This is a genomic window from Edaphobacter paludis, from assembly GCF_039993895.1.
In the GTDB taxonomy this organism is placed as follows: Bacteria; Acidobacteriota; Terriglobia; order Terriglobales; family Acidobacteriaceae; genus Edaphobacter; species Edaphobacter paludis.
Genome location: NZ_CP121194.1, coordinates 2,601,608 through 2,626,068, shown reverse-complemented (window position 1 = coordinate 2,626,068; position 24,461 = coordinate 2,601,608). Strand labels below are relative to the sequence as shown.

The 24,461-nt window shown below is 58.0% G+C and carries 24 protein-coding genes; 18 read left to right on the top strand and 6 right to left on the bottom strand.

The annotated features are described in order from the left end of the window. The first annotated feature begins 412 nt into the window (after positions 1-412). Positions 413-1,882: a hypothetical protein gene (locus tag P4G45_RS10910; protein ID WP_348266509.1), complete on the top strand. Its 1,470-nt coding sequence runs from the start codon at positions 413-415 to the stop codon at positions 1,880-1,882. Positions 1,883-2,226: 344 nt separating this feature from the next. On the opposite strand, the gene P4G45_RS10905 is transcribed toward P4G45_RS10910, so the two are convergent. The 4 genes from P4G45_RS10905 to P4G45_RS10890 form a co-directional block, all read right to left on the bottom strand. After that, positions 2,227-2,538 (bottom strand): ATP synthase F0 subunit C, encoded by a 312-nt coding sequence (locus tag P4G45_RS10905; RefSeq protein WP_348266508.1) that lies wholly within the window; start codon positions 2,536-2,538, stop codon positions 2,227-2,229. A 127-nt stretch (positions 2,539-2,665) separates the two neighbouring features. Continuing rightward, on the bottom strand, positions 2,666-3,397 hold the full coding sequence (atpB, locus tag P4G45_RS10900) for a F0F1 ATP synthase subunit A (RefSeq protein ID WP_348266507.1): 732 nt from the start codon (positions 3,395-3,397) through the stop codon (positions 2,666-2,668). 71 nt (positions 3,398-3,468) lie between these two features. Then, the gene (locus P4G45_RS10895) at positions 3,469-3,879 is read right to left on the bottom strand and encodes a hypothetical protein (RefSeq protein ID WP_348266506.1); all 411 of its coding nucleotides are present in this window, start codon (positions 3,877-3,879) and stop codon (positions 3,469-3,471) included. A 14-nt stretch (positions 3,880-3,893) separates the two neighbouring features. Continuing rightward, positions 3,894-4,151 (bottom strand): AtpZ/AtpI family protein, encoded by a 258-nt coding sequence (locus P4G45_RS10890; protein WP_348269250.1) that lies wholly within the window; start codon positions 4,149-4,151, stop codon positions 3,894-3,896. Positions 4,152-4,348: 197 nt separating this feature from the next. On the opposite strand from P4G45_RS10890, the gene lysS reads away from it, so the two are divergent. Further along, the gene (lysS, locus tag P4G45_RS10885) at positions 4,349-6,031 is read left to right on the top strand and encodes a lysine--tRNA ligase (RefSeq protein ID WP_348266505.1); all 1,683 of its coding nucleotides are present in this window, start codon (positions 4,349-4,351) and stop codon (positions 6,029-6,031) included. Between the two features lie 11 nt (positions 6,032-6,042). On the opposite strand, the gene P4G45_RS10880 is transcribed toward lysS, so the two are convergent. Further along, positions 6,043-6,813 (bottom strand): thiazole synthase, encoded by a 771-nt coding sequence (locus P4G45_RS10880; protein ID WP_348266504.1) that lies wholly within the window; start codon positions 6,811-6,813, stop codon positions 6,043-6,045. 378 nt (positions 6,814-7,191) lie between these two features. On the opposite strand from P4G45_RS10880, the gene P4G45_RS10875 reads away from it, so the two are divergent. After that, positions 7,192-7,413 (top strand): DUF3185 domain-containing protein, encoded by a 222-nt coding sequence (locus P4G45_RS10875; RefSeq protein WP_348266503.1) that lies wholly within the window; start codon positions 7,192-7,194, stop codon positions 7,411-7,413. Positions 7,414-7,437: 24 nt separating this feature from the next. On the opposite strand, the gene P4G45_RS10870 is transcribed toward P4G45_RS10875, so the two are convergent. Next, entirely contained in the window at positions 7,438-7,710 is a 273-nt protein-coding gene (locus P4G45_RS10870) for a metal/formaldehyde-sensitive transcriptional repressor (protein ID WP_348266502.1), read from the bottom strand. Between the two features lie 111 nt (positions 7,711-7,821). Here P4G45_RS10870 and P4G45_RS10865 point away from each other — a divergent pair, with 111 nt between their 5' ends. The 15 genes from P4G45_RS10865 (at position 7,822) to P4G45_RS10795 (ending at position 24,461) form a co-directional block, all read left to right on the top strand. Then, positions 7,822-9,321, top strand: coding sequence for a carbohydrate porin (locus tag P4G45_RS10865; protein ID WP_348266501.1), 1,500 nt, complete (start codon positions 7,822-7,824; stop codon positions 9,319-9,321). Between the two features lie 20 nt (positions 9,322-9,341). Next, positions 9,342-10,262, top strand: a complete 921-nt coding sequence (locus P4G45_RS10860; protein WP_348266500.1) for a prepilin peptidase — start codon at positions 9,342-9,344, stop codon at positions 10,260-10,262. 65 nt (positions 10,263-10,327) lie between these two features. Then, the gene (locus P4G45_RS10855; protein WP_348266499.1) at positions 10,328-10,735 is read left to right on the top strand and encodes an NADH-quinone oxidoreductase subunit A; all 408 of its coding nucleotides are present in this window, start codon (positions 10,328-10,330) and stop codon (positions 10,733-10,735) included. After that, a complete protein-coding gene (locus tag P4G45_RS10850; RefSeq protein ID WP_348266498.1) occupies positions 10,735-11,217 on the top strand; it encodes an NADH-quinone oxidoreductase subunit C in 483 nt (160 codons plus the stop codon). Before P4G45_RS10855 ends, P4G45_RS10850 begins: the two co-directional genes overlap by 1 nt. Continuing rightward, positions 11,217-12,473: an NADH dehydrogenase (quinone) subunit D gene (gene nuoD, locus P4G45_RS10845; protein WP_348266497.1), complete on the top strand. Its 1,257-nt coding sequence runs from the start codon at positions 11,217-11,219 to the stop codon at positions 12,471-12,473. Before P4G45_RS10850 ends, nuoD begins: the two co-directional genes overlap by 1 nt. A gap of 39 nt (positions 12,474-12,512) precedes the next feature. Beyond that, a complete protein-coding gene (locus P4G45_RS10840) occupies positions 12,513-12,815 on the top strand; it encodes a transcriptional regulator (RefSeq protein WP_348266496.1) in 303 nt (100 codons plus the stop codon). 66 nt (positions 12,816-12,881) lie between these two features. Next, complete coding sequence (locus tag P4G45_RS10835) at positions 12,882-13,391, top strand: NAD(P)H-dependent oxidoreductase subunit E (protein ID WP_348266495.1); 510 nt, start codon at positions 12,882-12,884, stop codon at positions 13,389-13,391. After that, positions 13,391-14,710, top strand: coding sequence for an NADH-quinone oxidoreductase subunit NuoF (gene nuoF / locus P4G45_RS10830; RefSeq protein WP_348266494.1), 1,320 nt, complete (start codon positions 13,391-13,393; stop codon positions 14,708-14,710). The genes P4G45_RS10835 and nuoF overlap by 1 nt, the downstream gene beginning before the upstream one ends. A 139-nt stretch (positions 14,711-14,849) precedes the next feature. Further along, positions 14,850-17,231, top strand: a complete 2,382-nt coding sequence (locus tag P4G45_RS10825) for a molybdopterin-dependent oxidoreductase (RefSeq protein ID WP_348266493.1) — start codon at positions 14,850-14,852, stop codon at positions 17,229-17,231. A 17-nt stretch (positions 17,232-17,248) separates the two neighbouring features. Then, complete coding sequence (gene nuoH / locus P4G45_RS10820; RefSeq protein WP_348266492.1) at positions 17,249-18,307, top strand: NADH-quinone oxidoreductase subunit NuoH; 1,059 nt, start codon at positions 17,249-17,251, stop codon at positions 18,305-18,307. A gap of 90 nt (positions 18,308-18,397) precedes the next feature. Continuing rightward, positions 18,398-18,907: an NADH-quinone oxidoreductase subunit J gene (locus P4G45_RS10815; RefSeq protein ID WP_348266491.1), complete on the top strand. Its 510-nt coding sequence runs from the start codon at positions 18,398-18,400 to the stop codon at positions 18,905-18,907. 184 nt (positions 18,908-19,091) lie between these two features. Then, positions 19,092-19,394 (top strand): NADH-quinone oxidoreductase subunit NuoK, encoded by a 303-nt coding sequence (gene nuoK / locus P4G45_RS10810; RefSeq protein WP_348266490.1) that lies wholly within the window; start codon positions 19,092-19,094, stop codon positions 19,392-19,394. Next, the gene (gene nuoL / locus P4G45_RS10805) at positions 19,391-21,370 is read left to right on the top strand and encodes an NADH-quinone oxidoreductase subunit L (RefSeq protein ID WP_348266489.1); all 1,980 of its coding nucleotides are present in this window, start codon (positions 19,391-19,393) and stop codon (positions 21,368-21,370) included. The genes nuoK and nuoL overlap by 4 nt, the downstream gene beginning before the upstream one ends. Before the next feature lie 17 nt (positions 21,371-21,387). Next, a complete protein-coding gene (locus P4G45_RS10800; protein ID WP_348266488.1) occupies positions 21,388-22,968 on the top strand; it encodes an NADH-quinone oxidoreductase subunit M in 1,581 nt (526 codons plus the stop codon). Then, complete coding sequence (locus P4G45_RS10795) at positions 22,968-24,461, top strand: NADH-quinone oxidoreductase subunit N (RefSeq protein WP_348266487.1); 1,494 nt, start codon at positions 22,968-22,970, stop codon at positions 24,459-24,461. Before P4G45_RS10800 ends, P4G45_RS10795 begins: the two co-directional genes overlap by 1 nt.

Sequence of the window (24,461 nt, the reverse complement as noted above, 5' to 3'; positions counted from 1 at the left end):
CGGCTGGAATCAACGGGTACAACACTACTGGTTGTGGATAAGGCGGCACTAATACTACGAATAGGTAGGAAGACCAAGTTCAGCGGCCGCTATGACGATAATACGAGTTCCGAAAACTGAGATCTCTGCGACCTCTTAATATATTGGCCGTTTAGCTTGAAGATCATCCCGGAAAAAGGGGGTTACTTGCCATCTGTACAACGACGTTTCTATAATCCGCATCATCTTCTTTGGAATCAAAATTCGGATTTCAGCGGAAGCCTTCGCAGCTTGACAGCTATCAGTGATGACGGGTGAATACATTGGGATTCGCCAAGGCGTATGTTGTGGGTTATGTTGTATAGACTTGACCGGAACATCGGGATTGTTACAGACAAAAGTCTTATCTAAAGATTTATCGAGGAGCATGGGAATGAAGAAGGTAGTCGTTGCGTCTCTCCTGGCAGTTGCTAGCATCGCACTTGGTGGGCAAACTATGGTTGCGCAGGCCCCGGACAATTCCGGTGCCAGCGCGCAATCCAGTGGCGGGGTCCAAATGTCCCCGGCCGAATATAAGGCTTATAACGATGCAATCTCGCAGACGACGCCCCAGACAAAAGCTGCAGCGCTAGAGACTTATCTGACGACTTACCCGCAGTCGGCAGTCAAGGCTGCTACCTTGCAGACGCTGATGCAGACGTATAGCGCGTTCGATCCCGCGAAGACCCTCAGCACCGCAGACCGTCTGCTGCAGGTGCAGCCGGATAATCTGGTGGCCTTGTTTTTCGAGAGTTATTTCCGTAGGCAAGATGCGGACAAGGCGACAGATCCCGCGGCGAAGCAGACAGCGCTTGACGCATCTGCTGGTTTTGCGCAAAAGGCACTGGCCGCCGCCAAGCCTGCGGATATGAGCGAGGCGGACTTTCAGAAAGTGAAGACCGGTGTAACTCCGGGCCTGTATGGCGCAATCGCAGAAGACGCTGCCAACAAGAAGGATATGAAGACGGCGATCACGAACTACACCGAAGAGTTGAAGGCAGCCCCCCCTGCTGCGACCACAACTCCTGGACCGGTTCTGCAGGATACCTACCAGTTGGGCCTCGCGTACTATCAGTCCACCCCGCCCGACTATCTGAACTGCACTTGGTTCACCTCGCGCGCAGCGGCCTTTGCTCCGGAACCATACAAGACGGAGTTCTTGAAGGTAGCGACCTATTGCTACAAGAAATACCACGGCAACGCCGACGGTTATGATGCCGTCACGACGGCTGTCCAGTCTAATCTCTTCCCGCCTCCAACCTGGGCTGCTTCCATCAAGCCCGCGCCATCGCCTGCGGACATCGTGGCACAGGTGATCGCCAGTACCCCCGATCTCTCGACGCTGGCAATCAGCGACAAGGAGTTCATCCTGCAAAACGGCAAGCCTGAAGATGCCGCAAAGGTTTGGGATACGATCAAGGGCAAGTCGGTTCAACTTCCGGACGTCACGGTAGTTGCGGCGACGGATACTTCCATTCAGGCCTCGGTCTCTGACGATGCAGTCACGTCGAAGACGGCGGACTTTACCTTCAACATGAAGGAGCCCTTGAAGACGGTTCCTGCTCCTGGAACCAAGGTGACGCTCTCAGGCACGTATGCTTCGTACACGGTGGGCGGTGTTACGCCTGGCGGTGCGGCTGCAACGCCAGCGCCGGGTGCTGCACCTGCTGCTGCAACCACACCGGCACCAGCTGAAGCGGCTCCTGCTACGACAACCGCGCCCGCGCCTGCTGCGACTCCTGCACCTGCTGCGGCACCTGCCGCCGTCGGTCCAGTGATGATTGTGATGAGCGATGCGGCAATCGTCGAGCCGAAAAAGGCAGCAGCGCCGGTCCATCACCACGCTGCAACACGGAAACGCTAGAAGGGAAGTTGTTGTTGAGCAGAAGAGGCAGCCTTCGGGTTGCCTCTTTTTGCGTTGGGTGCAGTTAGTTCTGGATGGCGAAGAATGGAAGCGCTTGTTGAGGGCCGTCGTCGAAAGTAGAGCAGACACCTTTCGGCCTACTTTGGGATTCGACAGCCATAAATGTGTTGGGGGTGACAGTTGCATTCGGCTCACGATCTTCGAGCCACCGGATAACGTCGTTTCCTTTGTGGGCGCAATCTGATTCCGGAAATATTATGGGCCTACGTAGCCCGTTATCTGGCTCGCCAAAACGGCGAAGCCTCCGCTTCGCGGAGGCTTCGCCATAATCCGGACCTTAAAGCTTACGCTTTGACTTTCAGGAAGATGATGACGAACGTGAACAGTGCGAGCGACTCGATGAACGCCAGACCGAGAATCAAGAAGATGAAGATTCCAGGACGAGCACCTGGGTTACGCGCCAAGGCCTCGGTGGCCGACGCCGTCGCCTTGCCCTGACCCAGACCGCAAAGGCCAGCAGCCAATGCCATGCCCAGACCAGCAGCGAGCGGAACCCACTGTGCAGCCGGGCTGGCGGCAGCAGCTTCCTGCGCAAAAGCCGGCGTTGCAAGCAGCAGCGCGGCCAACGACATAAACAGATATTGCAGTTTCTGCATTGTGTTACTCCTGTCTCCCGTCAGATACGCCGCCAGTGGGTGGTTGATGCTCACCGTGCTGGCACCCTCACGCTATGCGGCGTTGTTGCTGCCGCGAAGAGGGAGGCCCTTCGCGGCAAACTCAAAATTAGTGATCCTGCGCGACCGCTAGCGACAGATAGATCGCCGCAAGCAGGAAGAATACATAAGCCTGAACCACGGCCACGCCAAGGTGCAGACCCAGAAACACCAGAGGAACGCCAATCGGCACCAGCGAGAAGAACGCTAATGACAGCAGATCGCCGGCAAACATGTTGGCGTATAAACGTACCGTCAGCGAAAGAATACGGGCAAAATGGGAGATGATTTCGATCGGTAACAGCAGCGGATACAGCCACCAGACGGGCCCCAGGAATTGCTTGATGTAAGCAAAGCCATGCGCCCGGATACCGTGATAGTGATAGTAAACAAACGTGACCAGCGCAAACCCTAGCGGCACCACGACGTTCGCCGTAGGCGACTCCAGCCCCGGAATCAGCCCCAGCAGGTTGCAGAGTAGGATAAAGAGCAGCAGTACCGTCAGATAGCCGGTAAACCGCTCCGAGCCATGTCCGATGATCTGATCGCCCTGCTCCGACACGAACTCATGCGTCATCTCGGCGAGGTGCTGGATGGCAGCGGGCTTCTCGACACTCAGCGTCAGCCTGACCAGGATAAAGTAGGCCACCAGCACAACGAAGACGAGCAGTTCCATCGCGAACGCGTTCGTGATCGGCGCAGCAGGATACTGTGGCTTAATATGCAACGCATGAAGCAGCGAATCGACAGGGACGGCAAAGTGCGCGTTGAGGAATTTAGTTAGCAATGTCTGTGTCGGCATATAGAAAAATAAGTAGATTTTTTTGCTTTTGCAGGTAATTCACGTTCCAGATACAGCTCCGAACTGCCTGTCTACACCGTCCACGCCTTCATAAGCCTCAACCCCTCCACCGCGAGTGCAAACACTCCCAGCGCAAGGCCCGCAGCGAGCGCATAGACCGAACCATTCAGATACTTCAGGCTAACATACAGCAGCACCACCGCGACCCCTAATCGGAGGAAGAATCCCACCAATACCATCGCCATCGGCCGTGCCGTCTGGCCGCCGTCCATCCTCACCATCACCGCCGACATAAGCCTCAGCCACTCAAACAGCCCCGACCCCGAGATAACCGCGCCCACCACCAGCAACGCCGCGCTCGGCCAACCTGCCTTCCACCACACCAGTGGAGTCGCGACCACCGTAACGATCGTCAGCAGCCGCAGCGCGCTCCAGATCGTTCGCTTGAAGTCCGCGTCCGTATAGCTATCGATTGCCTTCACAAAATCGTCCTCACCTATTTGTCGTTCTTCAAAAAGCGCGAAGCCGTCGTGAAGATTTGTATAAATCCCGCCACTGCGCCCAGCACAATGCCTGCAATCGAGATCCAGCTTTGGTGAAAGTGCCTATCCAGCCACGACCCGATCAGCCAGCCGATCAGGCATCCAGCCGGAAGCGCAATCGCCAGTTGAATCATCGATTCGGCCTTTACCAGGTCGCCCAGCGGGCCTTTGCCTCCGCCGCCTTTGCCGTTTCCTGTCTGGTTATCCGCCATAGCCAACCATTACATCATGCATGTGCGCCAAAGACATAGGAGCTCCATGCGGTAGCTGTCCCGCAAAGGAGAAGCCCGCACTATACCCGTCCTCTCCCTTGCTGCTGTTCATTCCTGCTCGCTGCCTTCGGCCCCATCTAAGCTCCTCATCGCCGCTATACTGAAACTTCAAACCCATTTGTCTCAGAGGAAAACCTGTGTTCGAGTCCGAGTTCGAAAAAAATCTCTACGCCCTTCGTCGTGACAAGCTCGCTCAGATCGCCGACCTCGGCCACGCCACCTATCCCAACTCTTACTCTGCTACGCACACCATTCCCGAACTGCGCGCCGCCTACGACGACCAGACCGCCGTGCAGCTCGAATCCACCCCTGTCCCCATCGAAGTCAGCGTCGCCGGTCGCATCATGGCCATCCGCGTCCAGGGCAAGGCAGGCTTCGCGCAGCTTCAACAGGGCGGCCAGCGCCTTCAGATCTACGTCCGCAAGGACGATGTCGGCGAGACCGCCTTTGCCCTCTACAAGCTGCTCGACCTCGGCGACCACATCGGCGCCCACGGCCATCTCTTTCGCACCCGGACCGGCGAACTCACCGTACATGTCTCAAAACTCACCTTCCTCGCCAAGGCCCTGCTCGCCCTGCCCGACAAGTATCATGGCCTCGAAGACACCGAACTACGCTACCGCCAGCGCTACGTCGATCTCTTCATGAACACCGGCTACAGCGCCAAGCAGGCTGCAAATGCAGGTGCCTCTGTCGCCCAACCGGGTGAAGCACCGCAAAACTCCGCGGAAAATCCGGAGACTACCGAACCCGAAACCCGCAACGTCCGCGAAGTCTTCGTCAAACGGGCCGCCATCCTCCGCGCACTGCGCACCTTCTTTGACGAGCGCGGCTACCTCGAAGTCGAAACCCCGATGATGCACACAATCGCCGGAGGAGCCGCGGCCAAGCCCTTCCGCACCCATCACAACGCGCTCGACCTCGACCTCTCCTTGCGTATCGCGCCGGAGCTATACCTCAAGCGCCTCGTAGTCGGTGGCCTCGACCGCGTCTACGAGATCAACCGCAACTTCCGCAACGAGGGCATCAGCACCCAGCACAATCCCGAGTTCACTATGCTGGAGTTCTACCAAGCCTACGCCAACTACCACGACCTCATGCGCCTGACCGAAGAACTCATTATCTTCGTAGCGCAGGAGGTAAATGGCCACACCCTCACCAACTTCAACGGCGTAGAGATCGATCTCAGCAAGTGGAAAAAGCTCTCCATGCGCGAAGCCATTAGAGAGTTCTGGCCCAAGGCAGCAGGGAAGAAGCCAGAGTCGAGCGCCTTCACCTCACATGACTCCGTAGCCGCGCTTGTTCATCAACTCCGCGATGCAAAGATCCGCATCGACTACAGCCCCAAAGACCCTGTCGGCAAAACTATCGCCAACATCTTCGAAACTGTCGCTGAAGAACACCTTATTCAGCCCACCATCATCTATGACTTCCCGCTAGCCGTCTCGCCCCTCTCCAAGCAAAAGCCCGATGAGCCCGACTGGGTCGAACGCTTCGAGTTTTACATCGGCGGCTTCGAGGTTGGCAATGCCTTTAGTGAGCTGAACGATCCCGAAGACCAGCGCCGCCGCTTCGAGCAGCAGCTTCTCGAAAAAGAACGAGGCGACGACGAAGCCCACGCCATGGACGAGGACTACGTCCGTGCACTCGGCTACGGCTTGCCCCCCACCGGGGGCGAAGGCATCGGCATCGACCGCCTGACCATGATCCTCACCGGGTCAAAGTCCATCCGCGACGTCATCCTCTTCCCGCTTCTTCGCCCCCAGGTCAAAAAGCAGCAATTCACCGCGGACCAGCCCCACGGAGAATCTGCCGAATAGTGTTTTAGGAATTAGCGGGAGATACCTTCCAGCGGCGAACTTGCTGTGGCGTACAGCTTGCGCGGCATGCGCCCAGCGAGAAATGCCTGCCGTCCGGCGAGCACAGCGTGTTGCATCGCTTCGGCCATCAGCAGAGGATCTTTTGCTTGCGCGATAGCTGTATTCATCAGCACTCCATCGAATCCTAACTCCATGGCAACCGTGGCATCCGATGCAGTGCCAACGCCGGCATCGACGATCAGCGGAACCTCGGTAATCAGCTCCCTCAGAATGCGCAGGTTAGCGGTATTCTGCAATCCCAACCCGCTGCCAATGGGAGCGCCCAGAGGCATTACCGCAGCCGCGCCAGCATCAATCAGGCGCTTGGCAAAAACAATGTCATCAGATGCATAGGGGAGCACGGTGAAGCCTTCCTTCACTAGAACCCGCGTCGCCTCCAGTGTCGCCTGAATATCCGGATAGAGCGTCTGCTGGTCGCCGATGACCTCGATCTTGACCCAGTCCGACAGTCCTACCTCGCGCCCGAGACGAGCAGCGCGGATGGCTTCGTCTGCGGTGTAACAGCCAGCGGTATTGGGGAGCAGAAAGTAGCGCCGTGGATCGATGAAGTCCAGCAGCGATTCCGTTGAACGGTCGAGGTTGACGCGGCGTACCGCAACCGTCACCATCTCGGCGCCTGATGCCTCAATAGCCGCCTGGGTCTCCGCGCCATCTTTGTATTTTCCGGTACCGACGATAAGACGTGACTGAAAAGCTCTGCCAGCGATGACAAGGGGGTTCATATCCCTATTCTAAATCTGTGGCCCGAATGAAAGACAAACGGCCCGCACTCTGAAGAGAGCAGCGGGCCGTCTGGCGGTGATCTGTTGAGTTTGACTTGAGGCGTCCCCTAACTCGGACATTGGGCCTCGGCGGAACTGCTGGTTACTGCAAACGCCAGGACTAGAGCAAAGGACGCTCTAAGCCTCAGTCACCTCACGTACGTTGGTGCAACTATTACAGTCAATTTTCATAGGCTGGATCATCCTCCTTTCCCGTGTAGATTTAGGCTACTCCTTGATGCCAAACAGAATCAAGTCGAAGCACCCATGCATCTGGTGACTGGAATGGGGGCATCAGAGAGTAGGTCGCCAAATATTTGTAGTGAAAGGTAGTTACGCATGAAGGCTGCAACCATTGTAGGAATTCTTCTCATCCTCCTCGGCATTATCGGCTTTGCGGTTGGCGGGGTCAGCTTCACTCACACAAAAAAAGATGTGGACATGGGGCCGCTTCAAATCTCGCATCAGCAAAAGCAGACTATTCCCATTTCGCCGATCCTGAGCACGATCGCCTTGATTGCCGGCGTCGGACTGGTCGCCGTCGGAGCCAAATCTCGCTAGTCGAGCAGCCCCTCTTCACCCAAACTACTTCAAATAAGCACGGACCAGATCAATCAACTCTTCTCCCAGGTCGGGCGTGAGTGGAGCACGCCCATCCTGCAGAAGATGAAGGCGAATGTGATCTTCCAACACCTCGGCCATCAGGCCGTTGATTCCTCCGCGGGCAGCGGCAAGCAGCATCAAGACGTCCGCGCAGTTTTCGTCGCCCAGCAACGTTCGTTCCACAGCGTCCATCTGACCGCGTATGCGCTTGACACGATTCAACAACTTTGTCCGCTCTCTTGATACTTCAGTCATCTTGTAGCTCCCGAATAATACCGTATGGGGGTATACTATCCGTGTCGCGCCGCTTTCGGCAAGCTCTCATCGAGAGAAGACGCACTTCGGACAGGAAAGAAGACGCTTTGCATGGCAATTAGCACTCCGTTCACAGGCAAGGCTGAATATCGAACTTCGATGGCGCATAACTCCACTTTGAAATATGTGCTGCAGGGATTGCTACTGTTGTTGACCCTCCCTGCGCATAAAGTCGTGGCGCAGCAGGCGGCCACGCTGCTATCGTCCGATCCCACTCCGCAACGCGATGTGACGCCAGCCCCAGCGGGAGCGCCAACCCTCTTTCCTCATTCGGAAAAATCGCGCTACCTGATCTCGGGTCAAGCGAACATCATCCTTCAAGGGCATGGCCCATTTCACTCGCCGTATGAGGGGACCAACAGCTTTCTCAGCCGGGGCGAATATAAGACATCGCTTCTGGGGACGCTCTTTCTGGGGGCGCAACTCCGGAAGAGTCCAAAGAGCAATACCGACGCGATTTTTGACGTCGAGTCATCCGGCGGACGCGGCGACAGCGAAGCGCTCGGGCTAGCCGGGTTCACCAACCTCGACGTTGTGCGCAACCCAAACCTCGGGCCGGTGCCATACATCGCGCGCGTTCAGCTTCACCAGACCATCGGACTGAGCAGCAAGATGACCGATGCCGAACGGACGCCGTTCGCGTTGGCGACACAGGTTCCCGAGCGCAGGCTGGAGTTCCGCGTCGGCAAGATGAGCCTTCCCGATTATTTCGACATGAACAATATCGGGACGGATAGTCATCTGCAGTTCCTGAACTGGACCGTAGACAACAACGGCGCGTGGGACTACGCAGCCGATACACGCGGCTATACCTACGCCGCCGTGGCTGAGTACGACGACAAAGACTGGTCTGCGCGCTATGGCCTTGCGCTGATGCCAACCGTCGCTAACGGCATCGACCTCGACTGGAACCTGCGCCGTGCGAGCGGGCAAAATATGGAGTTTGAACTGCGCAAGCCGCTGCTCGGCGGACTGGTGGCCCCGGACCGCAAGGGTGTCGTCCGTGTGTTGAGCTTCGTGAACCACGCGCACATGGGCCTCTATCGCGATGCGGTGAAGGCGTATCTTGACGGGACGGAAAAAACGCCCGCGATCACCCGGCACGAGAGATACGGCGCGGTGAAGTACGGATTTGGATTGAATGCAGAGCAGGAGTTGACCGAGAATCTACGCATCTTTGTGCGCTTCGGTTGGAACGAAGGCCAGCATGAGTCGTTCGCCTACACCGAAGTCGATCAGACGGTCGAGTTTGGCGGCGACTACTCCGGCAGAAGCTGGGCGCGGCCCAACGACAAGCTAGGCCTCACTTTTGTGAGCAACGCCATCAAGCGCGATCACCAGAACTACCTTCGCCTCGGCGGTCTGGGCTTCCTGCTTGGAGATAGCAATCTGAACTACGCGCGCGAGGACATCGTGGAGGGGTATTACAACCTTCATGCATGGCGCGGCGTTTACTACGCGGTGGATACGCAATTCATCGCGCATCCCGGCTACAACAAGGATCGCGGCCCAACGCTGGTGTCAGCGTTGCGGATGCATGTGGATTTTTAAGCTCGCCGTATACTTCAAAAGTGACTCCACTTATCGCGTACGAGGCTGTGGGATTCGCCCTTGGCCTGATCTTTGGCAGCTTCCTGAACGTCTGCATTGCACGCCTTCCACAGGGCGAATCGGTTGTCCATCCGGGTTCGCGCTGTCCGGATTGCGGAGCGGCGATCCCCTGGTACGACAATATTCCGGTGATTAGCTGGCTGCTGCTGCGAGGTCGCTGCCGCCACTGCAAAGACTCCATTGCGTTGCACTATCCTCTGGTCGAGATTGGCCTTGGGCTATGGTTCATGGCGCAGGCAGCGGCGATTTATACGCTGCTTTATTTCTCAAGGTCGCATGATCTGGTGTCGGACGTCATTGTGCACGTCGGTATCGCGTTGCTCGGCTTTCTGCTGATTGGGCTAATGGTGATGGACTGGCAGACGCAGTTGCTGCCAGATATCTTCACTCTCGGCGGCATCGCTGTTTCATTCTTTCTCACCTGCACGCGGGCTATCTTTCTAGCTCCGAATGAGGACGACGTCATCCTCAAAAATCAGCAGATTCAGATCAGCAGCCCGGGAAGTTCTGCAGGTCAGGGGAACGTCTTTCTCACCGGGCCGGAGAGGCTGCTGGGCGAGTGGCTCCTGTCGGTCTGCGCAGCCATTGCCATTCTGCTGCTCATCCGCTGGTTGTATCAAGTGCTGCGCCATCGCGAAGGCATGGGGCTTGGCGACGTCAAGCTCTTCGGTCTGCTGGCTGCTTTCCTCGGTTTCTGGTCCTCTGCGCTTGCGTTATTTGCGGGCCTGCTGATTGCGAGCATTTATGCTATCGTTCTGCTTGCTCGGGGCAAGGCTGGAGCGACGTCGAAACTCGCCTTTGGCAGCTTCCTTGCGATCGGCGGATTGATTGCCGCGCTTTACGGTGAAAAGCTCATCAACGCCTATAAAATGCTGCTCTAATTCACAGCCGAATACCGTCAATAACTTGACACTTGACCGTCGCAATCTTAGAGTCGAAGATGGCCATGCAAAGTTACCCCTACATATGGAATTATCTTCCCTTGGTGCTGCAGATACTGGTTGCGCTTGGTGTCGCCTGCGGCATGGTTGGGGTCTCATTCCTCATCGGCAAACATAAAAATTCACGCACCAAGGCCGGAGCCTACGAGTGCGGTATGGATCCCATCGGCGACGCGCGCGGACGTTTCTCGGTCCGCTTCTACATGGTCGCGATGCTCTTCATCCTGTTCGATGTGGAGGCGGTCTTCATGCTTCCCTGGGCGGTTATCTTCCGGCGGCTTCCGGCGATCACCGGTTCGCGCATGTTCGGCTTCTACGAGATGCTGGTGTACCTCGGCTTCGTCGGCGTCGGCCTCTTCTACGTCTGGAAAAAGGGCATTCTGGACTGGTCAAACGACAAGGGAGATCTCTAATGGACGCCGTACTGAATGGCACTCAAGCCGTTTTTGAGGCCCATGCCGACAATGCTGCCGTCAAGGCGCTCTCGGGCATAGCAACCAACGCCAAGTTTGATCGCGGTGAGATGACGATTACAGTCGCGAGAGAGAACATCGTCGCTGCCGGCGAAGCAGTCAAGCAGGCGGGCTATACCTTCCTCGAAGATGTCACCGCTGTTGATTGGTACCCCTCTGAGCCACGCTTTCAGATCACGTATCACATCCTCTCGATGTCGCTGAAGGCGCGTGTTCGACTGGTCGCGCGGCTCAGCGAGGATGATGCAGTGATCGACAGCATCGTCGGTGTCTGGCCATCGGCCAACTTCTACGAGCGTGAAGTCTTCGACCTCTTCGGCGTCCGCTTCAGCGGCCACCCCAACCTCCGCCGCATCATGATGCCCGAAGACTGGCAGGGACATCCGCTGCGCAAGGACTATCCCGTGGAGGGCTACCGCTAATGTCTCCTATTGCCGCTCCCGACATGCTGAACCCCGGCGTCGAAGACGTTGTCGCCGATACAGAACGCCATCAAGGCGTGCCTCCTCCGCAGGACCAGACCATGGTCATCAACATGGGGCCGCAGCATCCTTCGACGCACGGCGTGCTTCGTCTGGTGCTTGAGATCGATGGTGAGTCCGTCGTCTCGCTTGCTCCCGACATCGGCTATCTGCACACCGGTATCGAGAAGACATGCGAGGCGAAGTTCTACCAGCAGGTCGTGCCGCTGACCGACCGCATCGACTATCTCTGTCCGATGACCAATAACCTTGCCTACTGCCTTGCGGTAGAGAAGCTACTTGGTCTCGAAATTCCGGAGCGTGCCCAGTATCTGCGCGTTCTGCTGAATGAACTGACACGCATCCAGTCACACCTGGTCTGGCTAGGCACCCACGCCATGGATATTGGCGCGCTCACTGTCTTCCTTTATTGCTTCCGCGAGCGCGAAGACATTCTCCGCATCTTCGAGAATGTAGCGGGCCAGCGTATGATGACCAGCTACTTCCGTATCGGCGGCGTCAGCCTGGAACCACCGCTCGACTTCTACAAGCAGGTTCAGGAGTTCCTGAACATCATGCCAGACCGGATAAAGCAATATGAAAATTTGCTGACCGGCAATCCCATCTGGATGGGGCGCCTCAAGGGCATCGGCTATCTTTCTGCGGAGGATGCCATCGCGCTTGGCGTCACTGGGCCACCGCTGCGCGCCAGTGGTGTCGATTGGGATCTGCGCCGCGACATGCCTTATAGCGGCTACGAGAAGTTCAAGTTCAACGTTCCGGTCTCGAATGATGGCGATGTATGGGCTCGTTACGTCGTCCGCATGGACGAGATGCGCGAGTCGGTCAAGATCTGCCAACAGGCGCTCGATGGCCTTCCCGAAGGCCGCATCGTTGCCGACGCGCCCAAGATCATCCTGCCCGACCGCGAACAGATGAAGACGCAGATGGAAGCGCTCATCCATCACTTCAAGATCGTTACCGAGGGCTTCGGTGTTCCCGCTGGCGAGGTATATCAGGCCGTCGAATCGCCACGCGGCGAGATGGGGTACTACGTCGTCTCGGACGGCACCGCCAAACCGTACCGCGTCCACATGCGCAACCCGTCGTATGCAACGCTGCAGGCGCTGGAGACGATGTGCAAAGGCCGCCTGCTCGCCGATGTTGTTGCTGTCATTGGCTCCATCGACATCGTTCTTGGAGAGATTGACCGATAAGAAAGCATTTCAGCAGAGTTTTTTGTACTGAGGTTAGGTTTGACCAACGAACGCATCGACAGGGAACTCTGGACATCGTTCGCATCGCTGATCAGGAGCTATGGAGCGGCCCACGGGCTGAACAGCCGCCACCAGGCAGTCGTTGAAGTCGGGAATGACCTCATCCTGCTTCGCGTCGGCACACGCTGGCTACGTTTTACGCCCAGCGAGATGATCGAAGACAACAACCGCACGGTGCCGTTCCACCTGAACCATGATGGAACCGCCACGGTCGGTGAAGTAACCGAAGAGATGGACCTTACCGCCGAAAGGCTGGCAAGGGAGATGATGCAAAGTGAATGATTTTTTGTTGTCATTCCGTAACGCAGCCAAGGAATCTGCTTCACCTTGCAACCCAGGATCTTACGAATGAGCACAGTAGCTAACACGATCTTTTCTCCGGAGCTGGCAGCGCGTTTCGACCACCTCGTGACTATCTATCCGTTGCGCCGCTCGGCCCTCGTTCCCATGCTCCTCTACGCGCAGGACGAGGTCGGCTACATCTCAGATGCCGTCGTCGCTGAGATTGCCCAGCGCATCGGTCTGCTCGAACTGGATGTTCGCAACGTCCTCAGCTACTACTCGATGCTGCGCACCAAGCCCGCAGGCAAGTACAACGTTCAGGTCTGCACCAATATCTCCTGCATGCTGCGCGGTGGCTACGAGATTCTCGACCACTGCAAATCAAAGCTCGGCATCGGCCACAAACAGGTCACACCCGACGGCGCCTTCTCGCTTGAAGAGGTCGAGTGCATTGGAGCCTGCTGTTGGGCGCCTGCCATGCAGGTCAACTACGACTTCCACGACAATCTCACCACCATCAAGGTCGACGAGATCCTCGAAAACTATCGCGCAGGCCAGGGAAAGGACATCAAATAATGCCTACCCTCGTCGGCCATCCCGATGAAGTCAAAGTAATCTCCCGCCGCTTTGGTATGGGCGCAGCCAATATTGATAAGTACATCGAACTCGACGGCTACAAGGCTGTTCAGCAAGCCATTGCTGAGGGGCCTGAGTGGATCATCAACACCATGAAGGCGTCGGGCCTGCGTGGTCGCGGCGGAGCAGGCTTTCCTACGGGTCTCAAGTGGTCCTTTGTCCCCAAGCAGTCGGAGAAGCCCAAATACGTCCTGGTCAACGGCGACGAGTCCGAGCCCGGCACCTGCAAGGACCACGTTCTCTTCCTGCACGATCCTCACGCCGTCATCGAAGGCACGATGATCGCCGGCCTTGCCATCGGCTCGAAGCTCGGCTTCATTTATCTACGCGGTGAGTACCGCTACCTCCTCAAGATCGTCGAAAAGGCCGTCGCCGACGCCTACGCCAGAGGCTTCCTCGGCAAGAACATCTTCGGCACCGGGGTCGACTTCGACATCATTACCCAGACCGGTGCGGGCGCCTACGAAGTTGGTGAAGAGTCCGCGCTGATGGAGTCGCTCGAAGGCAAACGCGGCGTACCTCGCATCAAGCCGCCGTTTCCTGCGGTCGTCGGCCTCTACGGTGGCCCAACCGTTATCAACAATGCTGAGACGATTGCCAACGCTCCGCACATTCTTCTGATGGGCGGCGAGGCTTACGCCAAGCTTGGCACGGAACGTAACGGCGGTACACGCCTCTTCGGCATCAGTGGCCATGTGGAGCGTCCAGGCGTCTACGAGCTTCCCATGGGCTACAACCTGAAGAAGGCCATTTACGAGGTTGCGGGCGGCATCAAGGACGGCAAGAACCTCAAGGCCGTTGTTCCCGGCGGCTCAAGCTGCCCTGTGCTCACCGCCGACGAGATCGACGTTGGCCTCGACTTCGACCAGATGGCCAAGGCTGGAACCATGCTTGGGTCTGGCGGCATCGTCGTGCTCGACGAGACTGTCTCCATCGTCGAGTTCGCCCTGCGCACCATAGCCTTTTACCAGCACGAGTCCTGCGGCTGGTGCATCCCCTGCCGGGAAGGCACGGACTGGATCAAGAAGACACTCACGCGCGTCTATGAAGGCGGCGGCAGCAAGAAGGACGTCGATAACGTCCAGTACCTCGCCGAAAACATGATGGGCCGGACGTTCTGCCCACTTGGTGACGCGGCAGCCATGCCTACGCTGGGCTTCGTGAAGAAGTTCCGCAAAGAGTTTGAAGACTATATCGAGGGCCACAAGGCCGGAACCCCCCTCATCACCGTGCAGCAACTGGTGGGAGCAGGACATTGAACAGGCGATTACCCCAATTGATATGGGTAATCGTAGCGATTGTACTTTTGGTTGGAGTTCTAAGAATAATGATGGTTCGCTCTCATCGGAGCGCAGATCAGAAGATTTTGATTGAGAAGTCAAAGCAGAGGAATTGAAGATGGCAGACGTAACCTTTACCGTAGACGGCAAAAAACTCACCGCACCCGCGGGGACGTTGCTGATCGATGCTTGCAAGTCCGCCGGCATCGAGATTCCTGCCTTCTGCTACTATCCTGGCCTGTCGCTTCAGGCAGCCTGCCGCATGTGTGTCGTCCGCATCGAAAAGATGCCCAAGCTCCAGACCGCCTGCACTACTCCCGTAGCCGAGGGAATGGTCGTCGCCACTGAGACCCCAGAGATCGCCCAGGCCCGCAAGGCCACGCTGCAACTGCTGCTCGGCAATCATCCACTCGACTGTCCGGTCTGTGACGCCGGTGGCGAGTGCGAGTTGCAGGACATGACTTTCAAGTACGGTGCGGCGGACAGCTTCTACGCCGAGCCCAAGAACCATCGCGAGGAGCAGAAGTGGTCTCCGGTTGTGTACTTCGACCGCCCGCGCTGCATCCTCTGCTATCGCTGTGTCCGCATGTGTGGCGAGGGCATGGATGTCTTTGCTCTCGGCATTCAGAATCGCGGCAGCTCCTCCGTCATCGCGCCCAACGTTCCCGCGCATATGTCGCCCGACGACCTTGCTCACGTCGATTGCGAACAGTGCGGCATGTGCATCGACGCCTGCCCCGTCGGCGCGCTCACCAGCGGAACCTATCGCTACAAGACGCGTCCGTGGGAGATGAATCACGTCGCCACGACCTGCACGCACTGCGGTGATGGCTGCAAGACCACGCTTGGCGTTCGCTCTACCTCCGACGGCTCCGAGATTGTGCGCGGCGACAACCGCGACAAGAGCGGTATCAACGGCGACTTTCTCTGCAACAAGGGCCGCTATGCCTTCGACTTCGCCAACAATGACGACCGCATCACACAGCCGCTGGTTCGCCAGGCAAACGGGGAACTCAAGCCTGTTAGCTGGGAAGAGGCACTCGACCATGTCGGCAAGCGCTTCCGTGAACTTCGGGATACGCGCGGCGGCAAGAGCATCGGCGTCATCGGCGGCAACCGCCTGACGAACGAAGAGGCTTACCTGCTGCAAAAGTTTGCCCGCACCGTAGTTGGCACCAATAACATCGATCACCACCGCACGGCAGACTATGTGGCCTTCGCGCAAGCGCTCGCCGGAAACGGAGACCGTACAGCGTCTCTGCGCGACACGCTCACGGCCCCGGCAATTCTGCTTGTAGGCGGCGACCCAACGAATCAGGCACCGGGAACGGCATGGAATATTCGCACCAACGTCCGCAATAACCGGGCACGGCTGTATGTCATCAACTCCGCCGAGATCAAGCTTCGCCGTCAGGCTAAGGCTTTCGTCCATCTCGCTCCGTTTGGGTACGGTGCGGTGGCCAGCTATCTCGCCGGCGATAATGCGGCTGGTTCCAGCGCTGTCTCCGATACCAATGCGCTCGGCACATTCCGCGACGCTGTCAAGGCGGAAGAGAACCTCCTCATCCTCATCGGTTCGGAACTACGGGGCGCAGAGCTGAAGAAGCTCATCGACTTCGGGCTTACTGTTCCCGGAGCAAAGTTCGCGCTGCTCGCCGACTACGCCAACTCGCGCGGCGCCGCCGATATGGGCCTTCTGCCCGATATGCTACCCGGCTACACCCCAGTCTCCGGCGACAGCGCCTTCGCAGAGTACAACGCTCCTGCGAAACCCGGCCTGGACATGATCGAGATCTTCGATGCAGCTGGACGCGGCGATCTCTCCGCGCTCTATATCGTCAACTCAAACCCGGTAGCTCGCTACAGCATCGATCCCGCTTCGCTCAAGAACACCTTCGTCGTTGTGCAGGAGATGTTCCTCACCGAGACTGCCGCGCTGGCCGACGTCATCCTGCCCGCTGCGAATCTCTACGAGAAGTCCGGCTCCGTCACCAACAGCTACGGCGATCTTCAGCAGGTCAAAAAAGCCGGCGACCGTGCCGGTGTTCGCAGCGACTTCGAGATGATCGTTCGCATTGCCGACAAGATGGGCGCGGACATGCGCAAACTCGTTCCATTTGGCAAAGGACTGCGCGCCGACATGGGCCAATCGCGTGGGGCACAGTCCGGCGAAGCTGATCGTCACGCGGTATGGCTGACGGCGAACAATCTCGAGCCGAAGCTTAGCCCTTTCGATTCTTACGCCATTCTCGACGAGATCCAGCGTCTTGTTCCCGGCTACAATTTGTTGCGTCTCCAACTTCTCTCTGGCAACGACCAGCACCTGCAGCCCGCCGTTTCTGGGCTTGTCCAGATAGGCAACCGACGTGACCTGGTCCTGCCCGCGAACGACACACTCTTTACCTCCGGCACGCTTGGCCGATACTCCGCCATGCTCAACGACCTGCAGCAGAACGAGAAGCGCCCTGGCGCTTTCATCCAAATTCAAGCCGCCGACTAGGAGCGCAACCCGACACCGTGAGCCATCTATCACCGTTCCAGACATTTTTGCTGCTCAGCATCCTTAAGATCGTCGTCGTCCTCGTTATTACGTTGACGGCGGTGGCCTACACGGTGCTGCTGGAGCGCAAGGTCCTCGGCCATATGCAGAACCGCTGGGGGCCCTCCCGCGTCGGCCCTTTCGGTCTTCTGCAACCTCTCGCCGATGGCATCAAGCTCTTCCTCAAAGAAGACTTGCTGCCCTTCGCAGCCGAGCGTCCTCTCTTCATCCTTGCGCCAATCATCGCGCTCTCCTGCGCTTTGGTGTCTATAGCAGTCGTCCCCTTCGGAGCCGCTCACCGCATTCAGGGCGTCGATATGTTCGACATCTCCGATATCAACATCGGGTTGCTGGTTATCCTCGGCATCACCTCCATCGGTGTCTACGGCATCGCGCTCTCGGGCTGGTCGTCCAACAATAAGTTTTCTCTGCTTGGCAGCCTCCGTGCCACCTCGCAAATGATCAGCTACGAACTCGCCCTCGGCTTATCTTTAGTCGGTGTGGTGCTTCGTGCCCAGTCGCTCAACCTGCGCACCATCGTCGACAGCCAATCAGCTCACGGTCTTCTCTCGTGGAACTTCTTCGGCGGCTTCCAATTCGTTGCCTTCTTCATCTACCTCATGGCTGCATACGCCGAAACCAACCGCACGCCATTCGACCTCCCCGAGGCCGAATCCGAGCTGGTTGCCGGGTATCACACCGAGTACAGCTCCATGAAGTTCGCTATGTTCTTCATGGCCGAGTACGCCAACATGATTACCGTAAGCTGCGTCGCCACGCTGATGTTCTTCGGCGGCGCATCCAGCCCCTTCGGCCATCTCATTCCGGTTTTTGGGGGAGCGATCGTTCAGGCCATCCTTCCGGTTCTCTGGTTCGTCGCCAAGGTGTTCGCGTTCCTTCTGCTCTACATCTGGGTCCGTGGTACGCTGCCCCGTTTTCGTTACGACCAGCTCATGAGTTTTGGCTGGAAATTTCTACTTCCTCTGGCGATGGCCAACATCATCATCACCAGTCTCGTTCTCGCGCTGCACGGTTAGCTTCACCGCCGGGCTGCTTTACAATCGGCAGATAGCCACAAAACTTCTGCTCTGTTTCAAGCGATTCAGGAAAGACTTGAGCGGTTCATCATGCAACTGGCACTTTTCATAATCTTTGGCGCGCTGGCCGTAGCGGGAGCGCTCAATCTCCTGCTGCAACGTCACCCCATTAATAGCGCTCTGTCGCTCGTCGTCGTGATGATGTCACTCGCCGTCCTTTATTGGTCGCTGGGGGCAGAGTTTCTCGCTGCCGCGCAGGTCATCGTCTACTCCGGCGCCATCATGGTGCTCTTCGTCTTTGTCATCATGCTGCTCAATGCGGGCGAAGAAGAACAGACCACCGGCAGCCGTGCAGCGTATTTCGCCGGATTCCCTGGAGCTGCCGCCATCTTCTGCCTGCTCAGCTTCGTCTTCCTGTCGGAGCACAAGGCGCTTGGCTTCGCCAATATCGGCGGCCATCTCGACAGCGGCATCGACAATATCGCACAGATCAGCCAGGTCCTCTTTACCAAACAGCTTCTTCCATTCGAAGTGACTTCTATCCTCATCCTCGTCGCCATCCTCGGCGCCGTCGTTCTCGCGCGCAAGGAGGAGCAATAATGACGGACTATCAGAAGAAACGCTTGGCAGGCAGTGCGGTTATCGCAGGCTCGGCAACAGCTGTCTGGATATTTGTCGACCTTCATGCTTCGCGGGAACATATGCATCGTCTTACTCTGACCATCATCCTCGTTGCCCTACTCGTGAATTCTGCATATTGGGCAGTACTTGCAAGGAGTAATTAATGGTTCCCACCGCCTATTATCTTGTTCTCGCCGCCATTTTGTTCTCCATCGGCGTCGGGTCTTTTCTCATCAAGCGCAACATCATCACTATCTTTATGTCGATTGAGCTGATGCTCAACGCCGTCAACCTTACCTTCGTCGCCTTCGCGCACCATTGGCACCAGATCAACGGCCAGATCTTCGTCTTCTTCGTGATGGTCGTTGCAGCCGCCGAAGCCGCCGTTGGCCTTGCAATCATCATCGCCATCTTCCGTACCCGCCAGACGCTGAACGTCGACCAGATCGACCTGATGAAACTATGAGCCCTCAGACCTCCATGACGCCTGCCTATTACCTCTGGCTGATCCCGCTGCTACCCTTTGTTGGCTTCCTTATCAATGGGACGCTTGGCCGCAAGCTGCCCCGCGCTGCCGTCACTGCTGTCGCGTTGTTCTTCACCGCCATTCCTGCCGGCATCGTTGCTTGGCTGTGGTCGGTCATGACTGCCACCAATGCTCCAGAGGCGATCCATGCCGTCAGTCGTCCGTGGATAGCGATCTCAGGCTTTCAGGTCAACTTTGACTTCACCGTCGACCACCTGACGCTGATCATGCTCGGCGTTGTCACCGGTGTCGGCTTCCTCATCCACCTCTACTCTGCTGGATACATGGCGCACGAAGAGGGGTACTGGCGCTTCTTCGCCTACCTCAACCTCTTCATGTTCTTCATGTCCGTCCTCGTGCTGGCCAGCAGCTTCCTCCTGCTCTTCGTCGGATGGGAGGGCGTAGGCCTTGCCTCGTACCTGCTCATCGGCTTCTACTTCAAGAAAGACTCTGCCTCAGACGCTGGTAAAAAAGCTTTCATCGTCAACCGCATCGGTGACTTCGGCTTTCTGCTTGCGATGTTTCTTCTGGTCGCCCACTTCGGCAACCTCAACTTCACCGATATCTTCAGTACCATCACGCAGCATCCCGAGTGGCATGGCGGCTTCCTGACCGCTATCGCACTTCTGCTTGTAGTTGGAGCCACCGGAAAGTCCGCGCAGATCCCTCTCTACATCTGGCTACCCGACGCGATGGAAGGCCCCACCCCTGTCTCCGCCCTCATCCATGCCGCGACGATGGTCACGGCAGGCATCTACATGGTCGCTCGCTGCCATACGCTGTTTGATCGCTCGGCCACGGCGCTGATTGTAGTAGCCATCATCGGTGCGGCCACCGCGATCGTAGCCGCCTCCATCGGCATGGTGCAGCACGATATCAAACGCGTTCTCGCCTACTCCACCGTCTCGCAACTCGGCTACATGTTCCTCGCCTGCGGAGTCGGAGCCTACGCCGCCGGAATCTTCCACCTGCTCACGCACGCCTTCTTTAAGGCGCTGCTCTTCCTCGCCGCCGGGTCCGTCATCCACGCTCTCTCGGGTGAACAGGACATGCGCAACATGGGTGGATTGCGCAAGCGCATCCCCATCACCTTCTGGACCATGACCTCGGGCGTCTTCGCCATCGCCGGAATCTGGCCATTCGCGGGTTTCTTCTCGAAGGACGAGATTCTCTATCAGACCTTTATCTCGGATAATCCCATCGCCAAGCTGCTGTGGCTCGTCGGCCTCGTCACGGCAGGCATGACGTCCTTCTACATGTTCCGCCTCTGGTTCAAGACCTTCTTCGGCGAAGAACGATTTGAAGAAGCCGCGCACGATGCGCACAGCCACGAGAGCCATGATTCCCACGCCCACGGCGTCCACGAATCGCCATGGGTCATGCTGCTTCCACTGGTGATCCTTGGCATTCTCTCCCTCGTCGGTGGCTGGGGACACGTTGCGTTCGGCAACTTCCTCGATCCCGTCTTCGGAAGCGGAGCCGTCGCAGAAGTCGCCACCACCGCAAGCCACAGCCTCGAACTTACGCTGGCCGCTGTCTCTCTGATTGTGGTGGCCATCGGCTTCTTCTTCGCGTGGCTCTTCTATTACAAAAAACCCGGCACCGCCGCTGCACTCGCGCTCAAGGTCAAGCCGATCTATTCACTGCTTGAAAACAAGTATTGGGTAGACGAGATCTACGGCGCCGTCATCGTCACGCCGCTGCTTATGTTCACACGCCTCATCTTGGGCGGCCTCGTCGATACTGGACTGGTCAACGGCTCCGGTGCTCTCGCTGGAGCTACTACCCGGGGCCTCAGCACACTTACCCGCCGGGTCCAATCCGGTAACATTCGCTCCTATGCCGGATGGCTTGCGCTCGGCGCTGCCGCCATCCTTGTCGTCATGATCTTCGGACGCTCGCTCTGGGTGCACTAAAGGAAACGATAAACCCGATGAACATAGACCACTCCATTCTGACCATCCTCATCCTCGTCCCGCTCGCTGGCGCGGTCCTGCTCGCGCTGCTGCCGGACAAGGGAAAGCTGATGCAGTGGGGCGCCCTCGCCGTCACCCTCGTCACCTTCCTGCTTACATTGCACCTTCCGTTCCACTACGACTACGGCGCCGCATCCGGTACCTTCCAGTTTGCAACGGACGTTCCGTGGATTGCTTCTCCCGCTATCCGCTACCACCTTGGTGTCGATGGCCTGTCGATGTGGCTGGTTGTGCTCACCGGCCTCCTCGCTCCGCTTGGCGTGCTGGTCTCGTGGCGCACTATCGATACGCGCAAGAAGACCTTCTATGTTCTCTTCCTGCTCCAGCAGGTGGCGATGCTCGGAGTCTTTGTTTCGCTTGACCTGCTCCTCTACTACTCTTTCTGGGAACTCTCGCTGATTCCCATGACCATCCTGATCGCCACCTTCGGCCGCACCGAAAACCGCCGTCGCGCCGCGATCAAGTTCTTCCTCTACGCCTTCATCCCCTCCGCAATTCTGCTGGTCGGCATCCTCTGGCTCTACGTCAAGACCGGCACGTTCGATCTGCCGCAGCTTGCACAACTGGCCGCCACGCACAGCATCTCCAATAACTCCGCGGCCCTCTGGCTCTGCTCGCTGGCCTTCCTGGTCGCCTTCGCTGTCAAAGTCCCCGTCTTCCCGCTACATGGCTGGCTCTCCGACGCCATCTCCGAAGCGCCGACGGCTGCCGTGATGGTGCTCGCCGGAAAGCTGGGCCTGTACTCGATCCTGCGCTTCTCCTTCGGCATCTTCCCTGAGCAGTCGCACCGCATCGCCCCACTGATGCTTGCGCTCGGGGCCATCGGTATTGTCTACGGAGCGTTGCTTGCCCTCGTCCAGAAGGACCTGAAACGGCTCGCGGCATATGCCACGCTCAGCGCGCTTGCCTTCATCATTCTTGGCGTCTTCAGCTTCACCATCTCCGGTCTCGATGGCGGCATCTTCCATATCCTTAGTGAGAGTCTTTCCGGCGCCGCGTTCTTCATGCTGCTCGGCATCCTCTACGAGCGCTACGGCACCTACGATATGCGCGAGTACGGCGGCCTTGCCGCCAAGCTGCCCTGGATGGTGACGATGTTCGTCATCACCACGCTCTCGCTCGTGGGCCTGCCTATGCTCAATGGCTTTGTCGGCGAGTTCCTCATCCTCTCCGGCTCCATGCAGTCCACCATCGCGCAACACACCGCATGGACGGTCCTTGCCACCACCGGCGTCATCCTTAGCGCGTCGTATATGCTCTGGATGATCCAACGCATCTTCTACGGCAACCTCGGCATCAAGTCCGAAAACGTAAAGGGTTGGGACCTCGATGCCCGAGAGCATCTCGCGATGTGGCCTCTGGTCATCCTCTTCCTCGTCATGGGAGTAGCCTCTCCCATCTGGCTTCGCGTCATCGACGCCGCCGGGACCCGCATTGCCGCCACACAGTCTTCCTCGGCAAACACTGAAGCCCGGGCCCTGCAAACCCCACCCCACGTCCAAATCATGACGGCCTCGGCCCACACGGAGGCCAAATAATGTCCCCTAATATCATTGCTCTCCTGCCTGAGTACATCCTTACCATCGTCGGCGTTCTTATCATGCTCGCCGAACCTCTGCTGCCGCCTGCCGCGAGCCGCAAGCCGCTCGGTTGGCTGGCTATTCTCGGTACGGTTGCTGCTGGCGTTGCAAGCTGGTACCAGCTTCATCTCGGCGTTCTGACTGCTTTCTCCAACTCCATCCAGATCGACAGCTTCTCCATCTTCTTCCATCTGCTGATCTCAGCCATTGTTCTGGTCACACTGCTCATCTCGCTGGACTACTTCGAAGGCAGCACACGCCACTCCGGCGAATACTTCGCTCTCGTCGCGTTCAGCGCCGTCGGCATGATGCTGATGACCTGCGCGACTGAACTGCTCGTCATCTTCGTCGGCCTCGAAATCTCCTCCATCGCGACCTACATCATGTGTGGCTTCCGCAAAGGCCACGCAACCGGTGCCGAGTCGTCCATCAAGTACTTCCTGCTCGGCTCCTTTGCGACTGCCTTCTTCCTTTACGGCATTGCACTGGCCTTCGGAGCTACCGGTTCCACCAGCATCGCGGCAATCGCGCAGGGCCTTGCAACGACGACCACTCCGCGCCTCGCCTTCCTTGCGCTTGCGATGATCCTGATCGGCCTCGGCTTCAAGGTCTCGGCCGCGCCGTTCCACGTCTGGACGCCCGATGTCTATCAGGGAGCGCCGTCACCTGTGGTTGGCTTCATGTCCACCGCGCCCAAGGCTGCGGCCTTCGCCGTCCTGCTGCGCATTACTTTCTCCGCCTTTGGGCCGATGCAGCATCGCTGGGCCATTCTGATGTGGATACTCGCCGCGCTGTCGATGACCATCGGCAATCTCGGCGCTTTGCTTCAACGTGATGTCAAGCGGATGCTGGCCTACTCCAGCATCGCCCACGCCGGATATATCCTCGTCGCCTTCACTGCATTTCAGTCCGATGGCATCGCCGCTGCCTGCTTCTACACCGCGACCTACGCCGCCATGCAGGTCGGGGCCTTCGCTGTCATCACCCAGGTCACCGGTTACAACGAGCAGATCCGCACGACGGACGATTACACCGGCCTCGGGCTCAGACGTCCGATCCTTGCAGCGTTCCTCGCGCTCTTCCTGATCTCGCTGATTGGCATTCCCTTTACCGGCGGCTTCTTCGGCAAGTTCTACGTCTTCTCTGCTGCCATTCACGCCAGCAACGTCTGGCTCGCGGTCATCGGCCTTCTGAATAGCGGCGTTGCCTGCTTCTACTACCTTCGTCTCCTGGTTGCCCTTTACGCGCGCCCGGTAACAGAGACCGCTCAGCCTGCCAAGGGCCGCACTCTGAGCGTTCCTGCCGGCATCGGGCTCACTCTTGCCGCTGCGGCGACGCTGGTGCTCGGAATCCTGCCGGGACACTTCCTGAACTTGGCTCAACGCGCCAGTGCCAGCACTCAGCCAGTCTCTGCTCCTGTAGCTGCTACGATTCCACCATCGACGCGGTAA